Raw genomic sequence first — 15,586 nt, forward strand, 5'->3', positions numbered from 1 at the left:
TTAGCCGGTGTATCGACCACAACAGTACCAACCGACTCCCCAGCCTTGATGGTAATCACCGAGCCATTGCTCAAGGTGACAGTCACCGGGGTTTGCGCCGGGTTGGTCAGGGTAGCGGTGTAAGTAATCTGACCGCCTTCGGTGACAGTGTTGCCTGCTGTCAGGGTAACGGTGGTGGTGTCGATCGAATCGGTGATCGTAGTAACCGCAGGCGTGGTGCTCGGTACCAGATTCTCAAAGTTGCCACCGGTTGCACCGCTAATAGTAGTGCTGACGGTCGAACCGTTGTTGTAGACGTCGTTAGCCGGCGTATCGACCACAACAGTACCAACCGACTCCCCAGCCTTGATGGTAATCACCGAGCCATTGCTCAAGGTGACGGTCACCGGCGTCTGCGCCGGATTGGTCAGGGTAGCGGTGTAAGTAATCTGACCGCCTTCGGTGACGGTGTTGCCCGCCGTCAATGTGACGGTGGTGGTGTCGATCGAATCGGTGATCGTAGTAACCGCAGGCGTGGTGCTCGGTACCAGATTCTCAAAATTGCCACCGGTCGCACCGGTAATAGTAGTGCTGACGGTCGAACCGTTGTTGTAAACGTCGTTAGCCGGAGTATCCACGACGACGGTGCCGACCGACTCCCCAGCCTTGATCGTAATCACCGAGCCATTGCTCAAGGTGACAGTCACCGGCGTCTGCGCCGGGTTGGTCAAGGTGGCGGTGTAAGTGATCTGCCCGCCTTCGGTCACGGTGTTACCCGCCGTCAACGTGACGGTGGTGGTGTCGATCGAATCCGTAATCGTAGTAACCGCAGGCGTGGTGCTCGGTACCAGATTCTCAAAGTTGCCACCGGTCACACCGGTAATAGTGGTGCTGACAGTCGAACCGTTGTTGTAAACGTCGTTAGCCGGGGTATCCACGACGACCGTGCCAACCGACTCCCCAGCCTTGATGATAATCACCGAGCCATTGCTCAAGGTGACAGTCACCGGCGTCTGCGCCGGGTTGGTCAAGGTAGCGGTATAGGTAATCTGCCCGCCTTCAGTCACGGTGTTGCCCGCCGTCAATGTGACGGTGGTGGTGTCGATCGAATCCGTAATCGTAGTAACCGCAGGCGTCGTGCTCGGCACCAGGTTTTCAAAGTTGCCGCCGGTCGCACCGGTAATGGTGGTCGTGACAGTCGAACCGTTGTTGTAAACGTCGTTAGCCGGGGTATCCACGACGACCGTGCCAACCGACTCCCCAGCCTTGATGGTAATCACCGAGCCATTGCTCAAGGTGACAGTCACCGGGGTTTGCGCCGGATTGGTCAGGGTAGCGGTGTAAGTGATCTGCCCGCCTTCAGTCACGGTGTTGCCCGCCGTCAACGTGACGGTGGTGGTGTCGATGGTGTCGGTAATCTGTGTAACGGCCGGGTTCGGGTCAATCGTCAGCACCAGGTTGTTGCCGCCGGTGGTGCCGGTGACGTTCACGTTGATCTGGCTTGGGTCGATGTACGGGCTGTCATTCGGTGCCAGCGGCACGTTGACGGTGCCGGTCAGTTGGCCGGCGGTGATGGTGATCACTGCGCCGTTGGACAGGGTGATGCTCAAGTCATTGACAGGCGGCTGCGTGACGGTGGCGGTGTAGGTCAGCACACCACCGGCTTCAGTGATGGTCGGCGTTGCGCTCAGCGTCAGGGTCGACGTCTGCAAGGCCAGGTTGCCATTGCCGCCTGCGCCTTGGGCGCCCGTGAGTTGGGTTGTTGTCGCGGCGCCCTGGCCCAGTGGGCCGGTCGGGAAGCCGATCGTCGGGTCGACGCGGCCCGCAGTCGCGTCCAGTACAACAAAGCTGTGGCCCCCGCCCGCAGCACCATTACCGGCAGCCGTCGCGCCGGCGGCGGTAGCATCCAGGTCGGTGGTCGGGTCGGCGCCCGCGACGATGGCTTGCTGCAGTTCGGCAACCGACGGCGCGGCGTTTTCGGCGGCAGCGGCCAGGTCGAGGCTGGAGTCCGGCAGGTCGGCGCTCCACTGGGTTTCACGGCCCAGGTCCAGGGTGCGGCCGTCGGCCAGCTCAAGGCTCACGGCGCCGGACATGCCGGTGTCGACCTGGTCGCCTGCGAACAGGCGGTCACCTTCTACAAGGACACGGCGCGTCCCTTCCGGAGAAATAACGAAAACTTGACCAACAATGCTTTTGACGATGGCAACAACACTGCTCATTAAAGATTTCTCCGGCGATCCGTTTCTGATGAATTCCATGTGGCCGCTCGCGGGGGTGAGCGCCAGACAGGAGGGGGCGTAGTCTATGTAGTTAATGACGTCAAATTATTGGCTAGATTTATTCGTTATCTAGTTTATGCCAAACTATTGACCTTCTTGTCGCCATCCTAAACAATTGGCCCCGTAATGTCACATTGATATTTATGCGGCGAACCGTCCTACATGTGTGAAGCAGTTCCGCTTTTTGAACTTTCCGACGTACGGTCATTACGGTAGCCATTATCCGACGCAGCGAGGCCAATCGCTGTGATTTGAGACAAGAAGTCCTGGGGAATTTTTTAATGCGTCTGCACCTGTTCAAGGCAATACCGTTCGTACTCGCCGCCGGTTTCGTACACGCCCAAACATTGCCCCAGGCCATGCAGCAGGCGCTGGATGTGCACCCGGAAATTCAAGCCGGCGTGAACAGCCGAATCGCCGCCGATTACCAATTGCGCGCCGCTCAAGGTGGTTACTTGCCACGCGTTGACCTGAACGCCGGTTACGGTCGTGAAGGCACCGACAACTCCACCACCCGCGCCGCCAGCGGCCCGAACGGCAACCAGTGGGACACCCATAACCGCGGCGAATCGAGCCTGCGTCTGCAACAGATGATTTTTGACGGTTTCGCCACCTCCAGCGAAGTCGGGCGCCAACAAGCCAACGTCAATTCCCGCGCTTACTCCTTGCTGGGTACTTCCGAACGCACCGGTTTGACTGTCGCCCAGGTGTACCTGGATGTGCTGACACGCCGTGAGTTCGTGCGCCTGGCTGAAGAAAACCTGCGCAACCACGAACGCATTTACGACCAGATCAAGCTGCGCACCCAACGCGGCGTCGGTAACGGTGCCGACCAGGACCAAGCCGAAGCGCGTCTGGCCCAGGCCCGCAACAACCTGATCACCGAGCAGACCAACCTGGCCGACTCACAGGTCAACTACCTCAGCGCCGTCGGCCAGATGCCCGACCAGCTTGAGCGCCCAGCGCCTTTTATGGCCATGCTGCCGGCGGACCTGAATGAAGCCCGTCGCCAGATGCTCGACAACAGCCCGATCCTGCGTTCGGCCGAGTCGGATATCTCCGCCGCCGAAAGTCAGTACGAAGCTGCCAAGTCCACCTTTTACCCGCGCTTTGATGCGGAGCTGGGCACTAATGCCGACAACAACGTCGGCGGCGATGCCGGCCACAGCAACGGCTGGGAAGCCATGGTGCGCATGCGCTTCAACCTGTTTGCCGGTGGCAGCAACAAGGCCGACCTGCAGTCCAAGTCGTACCAGGCCAGCCAGGCTCTGGATATCCGCAACAACGCCTTGCGCCAACTCAATGAAGAACTGGGCCTGGCCTGGAACGCCTTGAACAACGCCAATGCGCAGTTGCCGGTTGCCCAGCAATACGTCGACCACAGCACCCGCGTGCGCACGTCTTACCAGCAGCAGTTCAGCCTGGGCCAACGAACCCTGCTCGACTTGCTCGACAGTGAGAACGAATTGTTCACCGCTTCCCGTCGTCTGGAAGAGATCAAGAACATTCAGTTATTTACTCAATATCGAATCAAGGCGACCATGGGCGAATTGCTCAAAAGCCAGGGCGTAGTCGCACCGATGGCGTCCGTCGTACAGAACGACGTGAAACCTAAAGTCCAACTGCCTGGGATGAATTGAGCCACCCCAATAGCCCCATCTGTTAGTCGAGAGTGCACCGCGTGGAATCCGAAGTCAGTCGAGTTCATCTCAGTCATGATCCACGCACGCTGCACGACGACCCGTTACTGGACGGGCTGTTGGCGCTCTGTGCCCTGCATCAAAAGCCCGCCAGCGCGGCCATGCTCACCACCGGTTTGCCGCTGCCGTCGCAGCGCCTGAGTGCCGAGTTGCTGCCACGTGCAGCCGCGCGTGCCGGGCTGCAAGGCCGGGTGTTGCAGCGCAAGCTGGAACAGATCCCGACGATTGCACTGCCGGCGTTGCTGTTGCTCAAGGACGGTCGCAGTACCGTGCTGGTGGGTTGGCAAGGCGAAGACGAAGCACGCATCCTGCTCAGCGAAAGCGACGGCGGTGAAGTGCTGATCAAACGTGAGCTGCTGGCCGACGACTACATCGGCAAGGTCTTCTTCGCCCAGCCTCAGCATAAATTCGACGTCAACCACGGCACCCTGATTCCTCGGGCGCGCTCGTGGTTTCGCGACACGCTCAAACGTTCGCGCTGGCTCTACACCGACGCAATCGCCGCGAGCTTCCTGATCAACATCATCGCCATGGCCGCGCCGCTGTTTGTGATGAACGTGTACGACCGTGTCGTGCCAAACCAGGCCACCGCCACCCTCTGGGTGCTGGCCGTGGGTATCTGCGGCGCCTACCTGTTCGACCTGGTGCTCAAAAGCCTGCGCAGTTTGTGCCTGGACCTGGCCGGCAAGAAAACCGACCTGATCATCTCGGCCACGCTGTTCGAGCGCATTGTGGGCATGTCCATGAAGTACCGCCCGGCACGGGTTGGCAGCTTCGCGCAGAACATCCATGAGTTTCAGAGCCTGCGTGATTTCCTCGCATCCTTGACCCTCACCAGTCTGATCGACCTGCCGTTCACGTTGCTGATTTTCCTGGTGATCGCCATCCTGGGCGGGCACCTGGTGTGGATCCCGGTACTGGCGTTCCCGCTGGCCTTGGGCATCGGCTACGCCCTGCAAAAACCGCTGGTGGCGACCATGGAACGAACCATGGCCCTGGCTGCCGAGCGTCAGTCCAGCCTGATCGAAACCCTCGCCGGGCTCGATGCGGTCAAGGTCAACAACGCCGAGAGCGAGCGCCAGTACGGCTGGGAGCAGACCATCGGCACCCTCAGCCGCCTTGAGCTGCGCGTGAAGTTGCTGTCGGGCCTGTCGATGAACATGACCTTGCTCATCCAGCAACTGGCCGGCGTGATCATGATCGTCTTCGGCGTGTACCAGATCATCGACGGCAACCTCAGCATGGGCGGCCTGATTGCCTGCTACATGCTCAGTGGCCGCGCTTTGAGCCCGCTGGCCTCGCTGTCGGGCCTGCTGACCCGTTACCAGCAAGCCAAGGTCACCATGACCTCGGTGGACCAGATGATGGAGCTGCCCCAGGAGCGCAATTTCGAAGAGCGGCCCATGAGCCGCCGCACCCTGCAAGGCGCCATCGAGTGCCGTGGCCTGAACTTCACGTACCCGAACCAGCAGAACGCCGCGCTGAAAAACATCAACCTGGTGATCAAGCCGGGCGAGAAAATCGGCATCATCGGCCGCAGTGGCTCGGGCAAAAGCTCCCTGGCCAAGCTGATTGTCGGCCTGTACCAGCCCGACTCCGGCGCCTTGCTGGTGGACGGTGTGGACGTGCGCCAGATCGACGTGAGCGAGTTGCGCCACAACATCGGCTACGTCGCCCAAGACATTCAACTGCTGGCCGGCACCCTGCGCGACAACCTGGTGTCGGGTGCGCGCTACGTAGAAGACGAAATGGTCCTGCAAGCCGCGGAATTGGCCGGCGTGCACGAATTCGCCCGCCTGCACCCACAAGGTTATGAACTGCAAGTGGGCGAGCGCGGGCAGAACCTGTCCGGCGGCCAGCGCCAGAACGTCGCCCTGGCCCGTGCGCTGCTGCTCAACCCGCCCATCCTGCTGCTGGACGAACCCACCAGCGCCATGGACAACACCGGTGAAGAACGCTTGAAACAACGCCTGCAAGCCGTGGTGCAAAACAAGACCGTGGTGCTGGTGACGCACCGTGCCTCACTGCTCTCGCTGGTGGACCGCCTGTTGGTGGTCGACCGTGGGCAGATCCTCGCAGACGGCCCGAAAGCCGTGGTTATGGAAGCGTTGAAAAAGGGGCAGATCAGTGTTGCTTAACTCCATCAAAAGCGCGGTCGGCCGCTACTTCAAAGGCACCGACTCGCTGCAGGGCCAGCCCCTGCCTGAAGTCAACAAAGCGCTGATCGAAGATGCGCCGCGAGTAATCCGCCTGACCATCTGGGCCATCATTGCGTTCTTCGTCTTCCTGGTGACCTGGGCCGGTTTTTCCAGCATCGACGAAGTTACCCGAGGCGACGGCAAGGCGATTCCGTCGTCCAAGCTGCAGAAAATCCAGAACCTGGAAGGCGGCATCGTCTCCGAACTGTATGTGAAGGAAGGCCAGATCGTCGAAGCCGGCGCGCCGTTGATTCGCCTCGATGACACCCGGTTTGTCTCCAATGCCGGCGAAACCGAAGCGTTGCGCCTGGCCATGCAACTGCGCGTTGAGCGCCTGAGTGCGCAGGTGGATGACCGTCCGCTGAACATCCCGGATGACGTGCTCAAGGCTGCGCCCAGCCAGGCCGCCAACGAGCGCTCGCTGTATGAAAGCCGCCGTCAGCAGTTGAAAGACGAAGTGGGTGGTTTGCAGGAGCAACTGGTGCAGCGCCAGCAGGAACTGCGCGAATTCAGCTCCAAGCAAGGCCAGTACCGCAGCCAGTTGTCCCTGCAACGCCAGGAAATCAACATGTCCGAGCCGTTGGTGGCCCAGGGCGCGGTATCGCCGGTGGAAGTGTTGCGCCTCAAGCGCGCCGAGATGGAAACCCGTGGTCAGCTGGACGCCACCACCCTGGCGATCCCGCGCGCCGAGTCGGCGATCAAGGAAGTGCAGCGCAAGATCGACGAAACCCGTGGCAAATTCCGCAGCGAAGCCCTGACCCAACTCAACGAAGCGCGCACCGAGCTGAACAAGGCCGAGTCCACCGGCCGTGCCCTCGAAGACCGCGTCAGCCGTACCCTGGTCACCTCGCCGGTGCGCGGCATCGTCAAGCAGCTGTTGGTCAACACCGTCGGTGGCGTGATCCAGCCGGGCAGCGACATGGTCGAAATCGTGCCGCTCAATGACACCCTGCTGGTGGAAGCCAAGATCCGCCCGCAAGACATCGCCTTCCTGCATCCCGGGCAAGAGGCGATCGTCAAGTTCACCGCCTATGACTACACCATCTACGGCGGCCTGAAGGCCAAGCTTGAACGCATCGGTGCCGACACCATCACCGATGAGGACAAGAAGACCACCTACTACATGATCACCCTGCGCACCGACCGCAGCCACTTGGGCACTGATGAGAAGCCCTTGTTGATCATTCCCGGCATGGTGGCCTCGGTGGACATCATCACCGGCAAGAAAAGCATCCTCAGCTACCTGCTCAAGCCGATCATCAAGGCGCGGGCCGAGGCGTTGCACGAGCGCTAAGCCGCATCGCCTGGACCGACGCCTTCGCGAGCAAGCCCGCTCCCACCTTGGAAAGCATTCCAAATGTGGGAGCGGGCTTGCTCGCGAAGGGGCCATCAGCCTCACCACCTTTCACAATGCCTACCGCAAATCGCCATATCGATATTCGCTAACGGTATTTAAGCTTCCATTCTTATACCTATAAATTCACTCCCCTGTCCGACCGGGAGTGCCCTCATGTCCGCCACCTCTACTGTTCCAACAGCGACCCCAACCGCCCAATCCTTCAAGATTCGCCCACTGCCCGGCAGTGTCGGCGCCGAGGTCATCGGCCTGGACTTGTCCCGCCCGGTCAACGACACGGACTTCGCCCGCATTCACCGCGCGCACCTGGACCACCACGTCGTGGTGTTCCGCGACCAACGCATTACCCCTGAACAACAGATCGCCTTCAGCCGCCGTTTCGGCGTGCTGCAGATCCACGTGCTCAAACAATTCCTGCTGGCTAACCACCCGGAAATCCTGATCGTCTCCAACATCATCGAGAACGGCCAATCCATCGGCCTGGGTGACGCGGGCAAGTTCTGGCATTCGGACCTCTCCTATAAAGAGCTGCCCAGCCTGGGCTCAATGCTGCACGCGCAAGAGTTGCCGTCCGAAGGCGGCGACACCCTGTTCGCCGACATGCACAAAGCCTGGGAGCAACTGCCCGAGCATCTGCGCAAAGCCGTGGAAGGCCGCAGCGCCGCGCACTCCTACACCGCGCGTTACAGTGAAACCAAATTCGAAGGCAACTGGCGCCCAACCCTGACGCCCGAGCAGCTGGCTCAGGTGGCGCAAGTGGTCCACCCGATTGTGCGCACCCACCCGGAAAACGGCCGCAAAGCTCTGTTCGTCAGCGAAGGTTTCACCACCCGCATTGTCGGCCTGCCGGAAGACGAAAGCCGCGACCTGCTGGCCCAGCTTTACGCCCACAGCGTGCTGCCGCAGAACATCTACCGCCACCAGTGGCAGCCCCACGACCTGGTGTTCTGGGACAACCGCTCGCTGATCCACCTGGCCGCCGGTTGCCCGAGCCACCTGCGCCGCAAACTGTTTCGCACCACCATCCAGGGCGATGCGCCTTTCTGATTTCCGGCAAGAGAGTTGACATGAACGCGCCCCTGCAAGGCCACGCGGCCAGCACCCCGAGTACCGCCAAACCGCTGTTGGCGGTGGACAACGTCAGCCTCGAATACCGCACGCCCGAGCGCGTGGTGCGGGCCACACACCAGGTCAGTTTCGAGATCGACCCGGCTGACCGTTACGTGCTGCTCGGCCCTTCGGGGTGCGGCAAATCCACCTTGCTCAAGTCCATTGCCGGGTTTATCAAACCCTGCGAAGGCGAAATTCGCCTGTTGGGGCAAAAGGTCGACGAACCTGGGCCGGATCGCATTGTGGTGTTTCAGGAATTCGATCAACTGCCACCGTGGAAAACCGTCAAACAGAACGTGATGTTCCCGCTGCTGGCCTCCAAGACCCTCAAGCGCCGCGAAGCCGAAGAGCGCGCGCTGCACTACCTGGGAAAAGTCGGCCTCAGTGCCTTTGCCGACGCCTACCCGCACACCCTGTCCGGCGGCATGAAGGCCCGTGTGGCCATCGCCCGTGCCTTGGCCATGCAACCGAAAATCCTGCTGATGGACGAACCCTTCGCCGCCCTCGATGCCCTGACCCGGCGCAAGATGCAGGAGGAATTACTGCTGCTGTGGGAAGAGGTGCGCTTCACCCTGTTGTTCGTCACCCATTCCATCGAAGAGGCGCTGGTGGTGGGCAACCGTATCCTGTTGTTGTCGCCGCACCCCGGGCGCGTGCGGGCAGAAATCCACAGCCATCAATACGACCTGCACAGCCTCGGCGGTGTGGAATTCCAGGCGTCGGCGCGGCGTATTCATCGCCTGCTGTTCGATGAAGCGCCCGAAGCCGAACGTGAGTTGGGTTTCGCCGATATCCGCATTGCTTACTAAGGGGCCGCACCATGCGCCAGGAATTTGAAGTCACCCTCGAACCACTGCTCAGCGTCCCCGTCGAGCGCGAATTGCCCCTGAGCCAACGCCTGTGGCAGCAAGGCTGGCTGCGCAAGGGCTTGATCCTGATCGTGCTCGCGATTCTCTGGGAGGCGGTCGCCCGCTACCAGAACAACGACCTGCTGCTGCCGAGCTTTTTGCAGACGTCCCAGGCGCTGTTCGACGGCTTGCTCAGCGGTGAACTGTTGAGCAAGGTCTGGATCTCGCTGGCGGTGCTGATCAAGGGCTACCTGATCGGCATCGTGTTGGCGTTTGCCCTCACCACCTTGGCCGTGTCCACGCAATTGGGCCGCGACCTGCTCAGTACCCTGACGTCGATGTTCAACCCGCTGCCGGCGATTGCCCTGCTGCCGCTGGCGCTGTTGTGGTTTGGCCTAGGGCAGAACAGCCTGATCTTTGTGCTGGTGCATTCGGTGCTGTGGGCGTTGGCGCTGAACACCTATTCGGGGTTTCTCGGCGTGTCCGAAACCCTGCGCATGGCCGGTCGTAACTATGGCCTCAAGGGCATGCGTTTTGTGTTGTTCATCCTGATTCCGGCGGCACTGCCGTCGATCCTCGCGGGCCTTAAAATCGGCTGGGCCTTTGCCTGGCGCACATTGATCGCCGCTGAACTGGTGTTCGGCGCCACCAGCGGTAAGGGCGGGCTGGGGTGGTACATCTTCCAGAACCGCAACGAGCTGTATACCGATAAGGTCTTCGCCGGTTTGGCCGTGGTGATCCTCATCGGCCTGCTGGTGGAAAACCTGGTGTTTGATACCTTCGAGCGGCTCACCGTAAAGCGTTGGGGCATGCAGCGCTGAGCCACCGATCCCTGCTAGGATTGCGTGCAATTCACTCACCACTGATCACGAGTGCTTGGCATGCAACTACCGGACATGAACCTGCTGGTCGCCCTCGACGCCTTGCTCGACGAGGGCAGTGTGGTTGGCGCGGCGCGGCGGATGAACCTCAGCCCGGCGGCCATGAGCCGTACCCTTACGCGGATCCGCGAGGCGGTGGGCGACCCGATCCTGGTGCGTGCCGGTCGCGGCCTGGTGCCGACGCCCAAGGCCTTGCAGCTGCAAGGCCAGGTGCGCAACGTGGTGGAGCAGGCGGCGTTGTTGTTTCGCTCAGCGGACCAGGTAGACCTCAGCACCTTGCGCCGCCGCTTCAGCGTGAGGGCCAATGACTTTTTTGTCGGCGTGTATGGCGGTCGGCTGTTCGACACCATGGAGCGCATGGCGCCGTTGTGCGAGCTGTGCTTTGTGCCCGAAGGGAACACCGACGACGACGCCCTGCGCGAAGGGCGCCTGGACCTGCGCGTGAGCAATACCTTGCCGGCCAGCCCCGAGGTGAAGGTACAGAATTTGTTTTCCACCACCTTCGTCGGTTTGGCGCGGCAAGATCACCCGCTGTTCGACGAAGAAATCACTGCCGCACGGTTTGCCAGTTATTCCCATATCAGCATTTCGCGACGCGGCATCGCCCATGGCCCGATTGACACTGCGCTGAATGCTCAAGGCCTGGAGCGCCGCGTGGCCATGATCGCCCCGGGCTTTCACGGCGCGATGTTCATGCTGCCCGACTCCGATCTACTGCTGCCGGTGCCAAAGGAAGCGTTGCTGAGCGCCAACCGCCTGAACCTGCCATTGCGCGCCTTCCCGTTGCCGATCTCATTGCCGACCTTGGTATTGGCCCAATCCTGGCACCCACGCTTCGACAAAGACCCGGCCCATAAGTGGCTACGCGAGACCATGCGCGAGAGCTGCCATGCTACCTGGCTTGAAGCCCAGCCCAGCTGACTGTTGATGCTGGCTCGGTCAAAATGTGGGAGCGGGCTTGCTCGCGAAAGCGTTGGGTCAGTCAATACTTAAGGTGCCTGGCACACCGCCTTCGCGAGCAAGCCCGCTCCCACATTGGAATCACGCCATCCCAACGATTGCGTCTGGCGCACTTATAAGCTTCCAACAAGTAACTTTTTTGTCATGCATATACCCCATTAAGCTGCTCGGGTATTTCCAATTCCGAGTTGCGCGTTCATGACATCCCTCGCTGCCCCCGCTCTCCAGGCTGCAGCCAAACCTACTGCCCTGAGCCCGCCTGTGTTCGGCCCGCGCATCATCATCGGCTTGGTCGGTGTGTTGTTGGCGGTGCTGGTCTCGGGTCTCAATGAAATGGTCACCAAGGTAGCCCTCGCGGATATTCGCGGTGCGCTGTTCATCGGCTTTGACGAAGGCACCTGGCTGGTTGCGGCCTACACGGCCACTTCCGTGGCGGCCATGGCCTTTGCGCCGTGGTGTTCGGTGACCTTCTCCCTGCGCCGCTTCACCCTGTGCGCCATCGGCCTGTTCACTCTGCTGGGCATCCTGTGCCCGTTTGCGCCGAACTACGAAAGCCTGTTGATACTGCGAACCGTGCAAGGCCTGGCCGGCGGCGCGCTGCCGCCGATGTTGATGACCGTGGCGCTGCGTTTCCTGCCGGCCCACGTCAAGCTCTACGGCCTGGCCGGTTACGCACTCACCGCCACGTTCGGCCCGAGCCTGGGCACGCCGCTGGCGGCGTTGTGGACCGAATACGTCGGCTGGCAATGGGCGTTCTGGCAAATCGTCGGGCCGTGCCTGCTGGCGATGGTCGCGGTGGCTTACGGCTTGCCGCAGGACCCGCTGCGCCTGGAGCGCTTCAAGCAGTTCAACTGGCGCGGCCTGCTGCTGGGTTTTCCGGCGATCTGCATGCTGGTCATCGGCCTGTTGCAGGGCAATCGCCTGGACTGGTTCGAATCCGGCCTGATCACGTTTCTGCTGATCGGCGGCAGCGTGTTGCTGGTGTTGTTCATGCTCAATGAATGGTCGCACCCCGTGCCGTTTTTCAAGTTGCAGATGCTCGGCCTGCGCAACCTGGCGTTCGCTCTGATCGTGCTGGCGGGCGTGCTGATGGTGCTGACCTCGGTGATCATCATCCCGTCGAGTTTTCTCGCCCAGGTGCAGGGTTACCGGCCACTGCAAACCGCGCCGGTGATGCTGTTGATGGCGCTGCCGCAATTGATTGCGTTGCCGCTGGTGGCGGCGCTGTGCAACCTGCGCTGGGTCGACTGCCGCTGGGTGCTGGGCATAGGTTTGAGCATGCTGGTGCTGTGCTGCATCGGCAGTTCGCACCTTACCTCGGCGTGGATACGTGACAATTTTTACGGCTGGTACCTGCTGCAGATTTTCGGCCAACCCATGGCTGTATTGCCGCTGCTGATGCTCTCTACCGGCAGCATCCAGCCGATGGACGGGCCGTTCGCCTCGGCCTGGTTCAACACCGTCAAAGGCCTCGCGGCGGTCATCGCCACGGCCGTGCTGGACACGCTGACCACCCAGCGTGAGCACTTCCACTCGACCATGCTCGTGGACCACCTCGGCAACTCGCCCCTGGCCGACGGCGACGCGCCGGGCCTTGCCCAGCGCCTGCACCAGCAGGCCGTGGTGCTGACTTCTTCGGACCTCTATTACGTCATGGCCGGTGTCGCAGTGGCGTTGATCCTGCTGATTTTCTGGATGCCCACGCGGATCTTTCCGCCTCGCGCACCGACTTAGCCTCAAGGAATTCCCATGAAACGCAAAGACAAAATTGCCGTCTCCGTTATTGCTGTGTTTGCCGTCGGCGTACTGGTTTATCTGGTCGCGCCGGGCGTGCTGGGCAGCAAGCGCCAGACCACCAACGACGCCTTCGTCGCCGCCGACTTCACCCTGGTGGCGCCGCGCGTGGCGGGTTTTATCAAAGACGTGCTGGTGGAAGACAACCAACAGGTCAAGGCCGGCCAACTGCTGGCGTTGATCGACGACCGCGATTTTCGTGCTGCCGCCCAGGCTGCCGATGCCGACACCCTGGTCGCCCAGGCCCAGTTGAAGAACGCCACAGCGACCCTGGAACGCCAAAGCTCGGTGATCGCCCAGGCTCAGGCCACCGTCGCGGCCGACCGTGCCGAAGTGGCGTTCGCCGAGCACGAACTGAACCGCTACAACCACCTCGCCGGCGTGGGCGCAGGCACCGTGCAGAACGCCCAGCAAGCCAAGACCCGTATCGACCAGGCCACCGCAAACCTGGCCAAAGCCACGGCGGTGCTGGCGGCTGAACGCAAGCAAGTGGAAATCCTCACCGCCCAGCGTGACGCTGCCGACGGTGGACTCAAACGCGCCCAGGCCGCGCTGGAAATGGCCAGCTACCAGCTGTCCTACACACGCATTGTCGCGCCGGTGGATGGCATGGTCGGCGAGCGTGCCGTGCGGGTCGGCGCCTATGTGACGCCGGGCAGCAAGATCCTCGCGGTCGTGCCGTTGGCCCAGGCCTATGTGGTGGCCAATTTCCAGGAGACGCAACTGTCGCATATGCATGCCGGCCAAGCCGTAGAACTCAGCGTCGACAGCCTCGACGGCGAATTGCTCAAGGGCCATCTGGAAAGCCTGGCACCTGCTACCGGCGTGACCTTTGCGTCGGTCAGGCCGGACAACGCCACCGGCAACTTCACCAAGGTGGTACAGCGCATTCCGGTGAAGATCATTCTGGAGCCGAACCAGCCCCATATTGAACGCCTGCGCGTGGGCATGTCGGTGCAAGCCACAGTCGACACCCGGCCTGTCGCGCAGTCGCGTGAGGTGGCCCAGCAATGAAGCCATTTGCCTGGCTCACCTTGAGCCTGATCAGCCTGAGCGCCTGCACGGTCGGCCCGGATTTTCAGCGGCCCCAAGGCCCACAAGTTACCCAATGGCGCGAACCCCAGGGCCGTCAGGCGCAGAGCCGTGCGGTGAGCGCCCCTTTGCAGGAGCGTTGGTGGGACGTGTTCCACGATGCAGAGCTCTCGGCCCTCACGCGCCGTGCGCTCACCGATAACCTCGACCTGAAACTGGCCAGCAGCCGCCTGCAACAAAGCCGCGCCGTGCGTCAGGTGACCACTGCCGAGCGTTATCCCAACGTCAACGCCACCGGGGATTACCTGCGCCAGCGCAACAGCGGCAAAGGTTTGAGCGACCCTTCCGGCCGCAATGGTCAGTCGGCATACAATCAATGGGACATGGGCTTCTCCGCCGCCTGGGAGCTGGACTTCTGGGGCCGTGTCAAACGCGAAACCGAAGCCGCCGACGCCACCCTGCAAGTCGCTGAAGATGACCGCCGCGCCGTGTTGCTGTCGGTGCTCGCCGAAACCGCCCAGGACTACATCCAACTGCGCGGCGTGCAGAACACTCGCGCTGTCACCGAGCAAAACCTCGACGTCGCCCGCCACAGCCTCAAGCTCTCGCAACTGCGCCTGGCCGACGGCGTGGCCACCGACCTGGATGTAGCTGAAGCCGCCGCCCAGGTTGCCGCCATCGAAGCGCGTTTGCCGGACTTGCAGCAGCGTCAGGACCAACTGATCAACGCCCTGAGCCTGCTGATGGGCGAGCCGCCGCAAGCGCTGCACGCGCAATTGTCCAAGGACGCCGCCGTGCCGCAAACCCCGCGCCAGGTCGCCATCGGCTTGCCGTCGGAACTGGCCGAACGCCGGCCCGATATTCGCCAGGCCGAGGCGCGCCTGCATGCGGCCACTGCCAGTATTGGCGTGGCAAAAGGCGACTTTTACCCGCGTATCACCTTGTCCGGCAGCCTGGGTTCCCAAGCCCTGCAACTCTCGGATTTCGGCTCCTGGGGCTCGCGCGCATTTGCCTTCGGCCCGCAGTTCAGCCTGCCGCTGTTCAATGGCGGGCGCCTGCAAGGCATGTTGAATTTGCGTGAAGCCCAGCAACAGGAAGCGGCGCTGGCGTACCAGCAAACCGTACTGCGTGCCTGGCATGAGATCGATGACCAACTGACCCGCTACAACGCCAGCCAACTACGCCGCGACAGCCTCGCCGAAGCGGTACGCCAGAACCGCATCGCGTTGAGCACCGCACAACAGCAGTACGTCGAAGGCGTGGTGGACTTCGTCAACGTGCTCACCGTGCAAAGCGCGCTGCTGGCCACGCAGGAGCAGTGGGTAGAAAGCTCCACCGGCGTGTCGCTGGCGATGGTGGGGCTTTACAAGGCGTTGGGCGGTGGCTGGGAGTCCGTCTACCCCGCCACAGCCTCCATTCCGGCAGGCTGAACATAACCCAATGTGGGA

The 15,586-nt window shown here is 61.8% G+C and carries 11 protein-coding genes; 10 read left to right on the top strand and 1 reads right to left on the bottom strand.

Annotated elements, in window-relative coordinates; translation table 11 throughout:
• The coding region (locus BFP92_RS32215) for a retention module-containing protein (protein ID WP_239694320.1) at positions 1 to 2,198 on the bottom strand (2,198 nt) is incomplete at its 3' end.
• Positions 2,199 to 2,539: 341 nt separating this feature from the next.
• Here BFP92_RS32215 and BFP92_RS24480 point away from each other — a divergent pair.
• The 10 genes from BFP92_RS24480 to BFP92_RS24525 all read left to right on the top strand — a co-directional run bounded on the left by BFP92_RS24480 (position 2,540) and on the right by BFP92_RS24525 (position 15,568).
• Positions 2,540 to 3,898 carry a TolC family outer membrane protein gene (locus tag BFP92_RS24480; RefSeq protein ID WP_065931495.1) on the top strand — a complete coding sequence of 453 codons (1,359 nt, stop codon included), beginning with the start codon at positions 2,540 to 2,542 and terminating at the stop codon, positions 3,896 to 3,898.
• A 41-nt stretch (positions 3,899 to 3,939) separates the two neighbouring features.
• Complete coding sequence (locus BFP92_RS24485; protein WP_056858202.1) at positions 3,940 to 6,096, top strand: type I secretion system permease/ATPase; 2,157 nt, start codon at positions 3,940 to 3,942, stop codon at positions 6,094 to 6,096.
• Entirely contained in the window at positions 6,086 to 7,450 is a 1,365-nt protein-coding gene (locus tag BFP92_RS24490; protein WP_065931496.1) for an HlyD family type I secretion periplasmic adaptor subunit, read from the top strand. Before BFP92_RS24485 ends, BFP92_RS24490 begins: the two co-directional genes overlap by 11 nt.
• A gap of 216 nt (positions 7,451 to 7,666) precedes the next feature.
• Complete coding sequence (locus BFP92_RS24495; protein WP_065931497.1) at positions 7,667 to 8,560, top strand: TauD/TfdA dioxygenase family protein; 894 nt, start codon at positions 7,667 to 7,669, stop codon at positions 8,558 to 8,560.
• Between the two features lie 20 nt (positions 8,561 to 8,580).
• Positions 8,581 to 9,432 (top strand): ABC transporter ATP-binding protein, encoded by an 852-nt coding sequence (locus BFP92_RS24500; protein ID WP_065931498.1) that lies wholly within the window; start codon positions 8,581 to 8,583, stop codon positions 9,430 to 9,432.
• Between the two features lie 11 nt (positions 9,433 to 9,443).
• Positions 9,444 to 10,292, top strand: a complete 849-nt coding sequence (locus BFP92_RS24505) for an ABC transporter permease (protein WP_065931499.1) — start codon at positions 9,444 to 9,446, stop codon at positions 10,290 to 10,292.
• A 60-nt stretch (positions 10,293 to 10,352) separates the two neighbouring features.
• On the top strand, positions 10,353 to 11,273 hold the full coding sequence (locus BFP92_RS24510; RefSeq protein ID WP_065931500.1) for a LysR family transcriptional regulator: 921 nt from the start codon (positions 10,353 to 10,355) through the stop codon (positions 11,271 to 11,273).
• A gap of 237 nt (positions 11,274 to 11,510) precedes the next feature.
• Complete coding sequence (locus tag BFP92_RS24515) at positions 11,511 to 13,046, top strand: MFS transporter (protein ID WP_065931501.1); 1,536 nt, start codon at positions 11,511 to 11,513, stop codon at positions 13,044 to 13,046.
• A gap of 15 nt (positions 13,047 to 13,061) precedes the next feature.
• A complete protein-coding gene (locus tag BFP92_RS24520; protein ID WP_065931502.1) occupies positions 13,062 to 14,120 on the top strand; it encodes an HlyD family secretion protein in 1,059 nt (352 codons plus the stop codon).
• Positions 14,117 to 15,568: an efflux transporter outer membrane subunit gene (locus BFP92_RS24525; protein ID WP_065931503.1), complete on the top strand. Its 1,452-nt coding sequence runs from the start codon at positions 14,117 to 14,119 to the stop codon at positions 15,566 to 15,568. The genes BFP92_RS24520 and BFP92_RS24525 overlap by 4 nt, the downstream gene beginning before the upstream one ends.
• Positions 15,569 to 15,586: the final 18 nt, after the last annotated feature.

Source organism: Pseudomonas sp. 58 R 3 (assembly GCF_900006605.1).
Lineage (GTDB): Bacteria > Pseudomonadota > Gammaproteobacteria > Pseudomonadales > Pseudomonadaceae > Aquipseudomonas > Aquipseudomonas salomonii.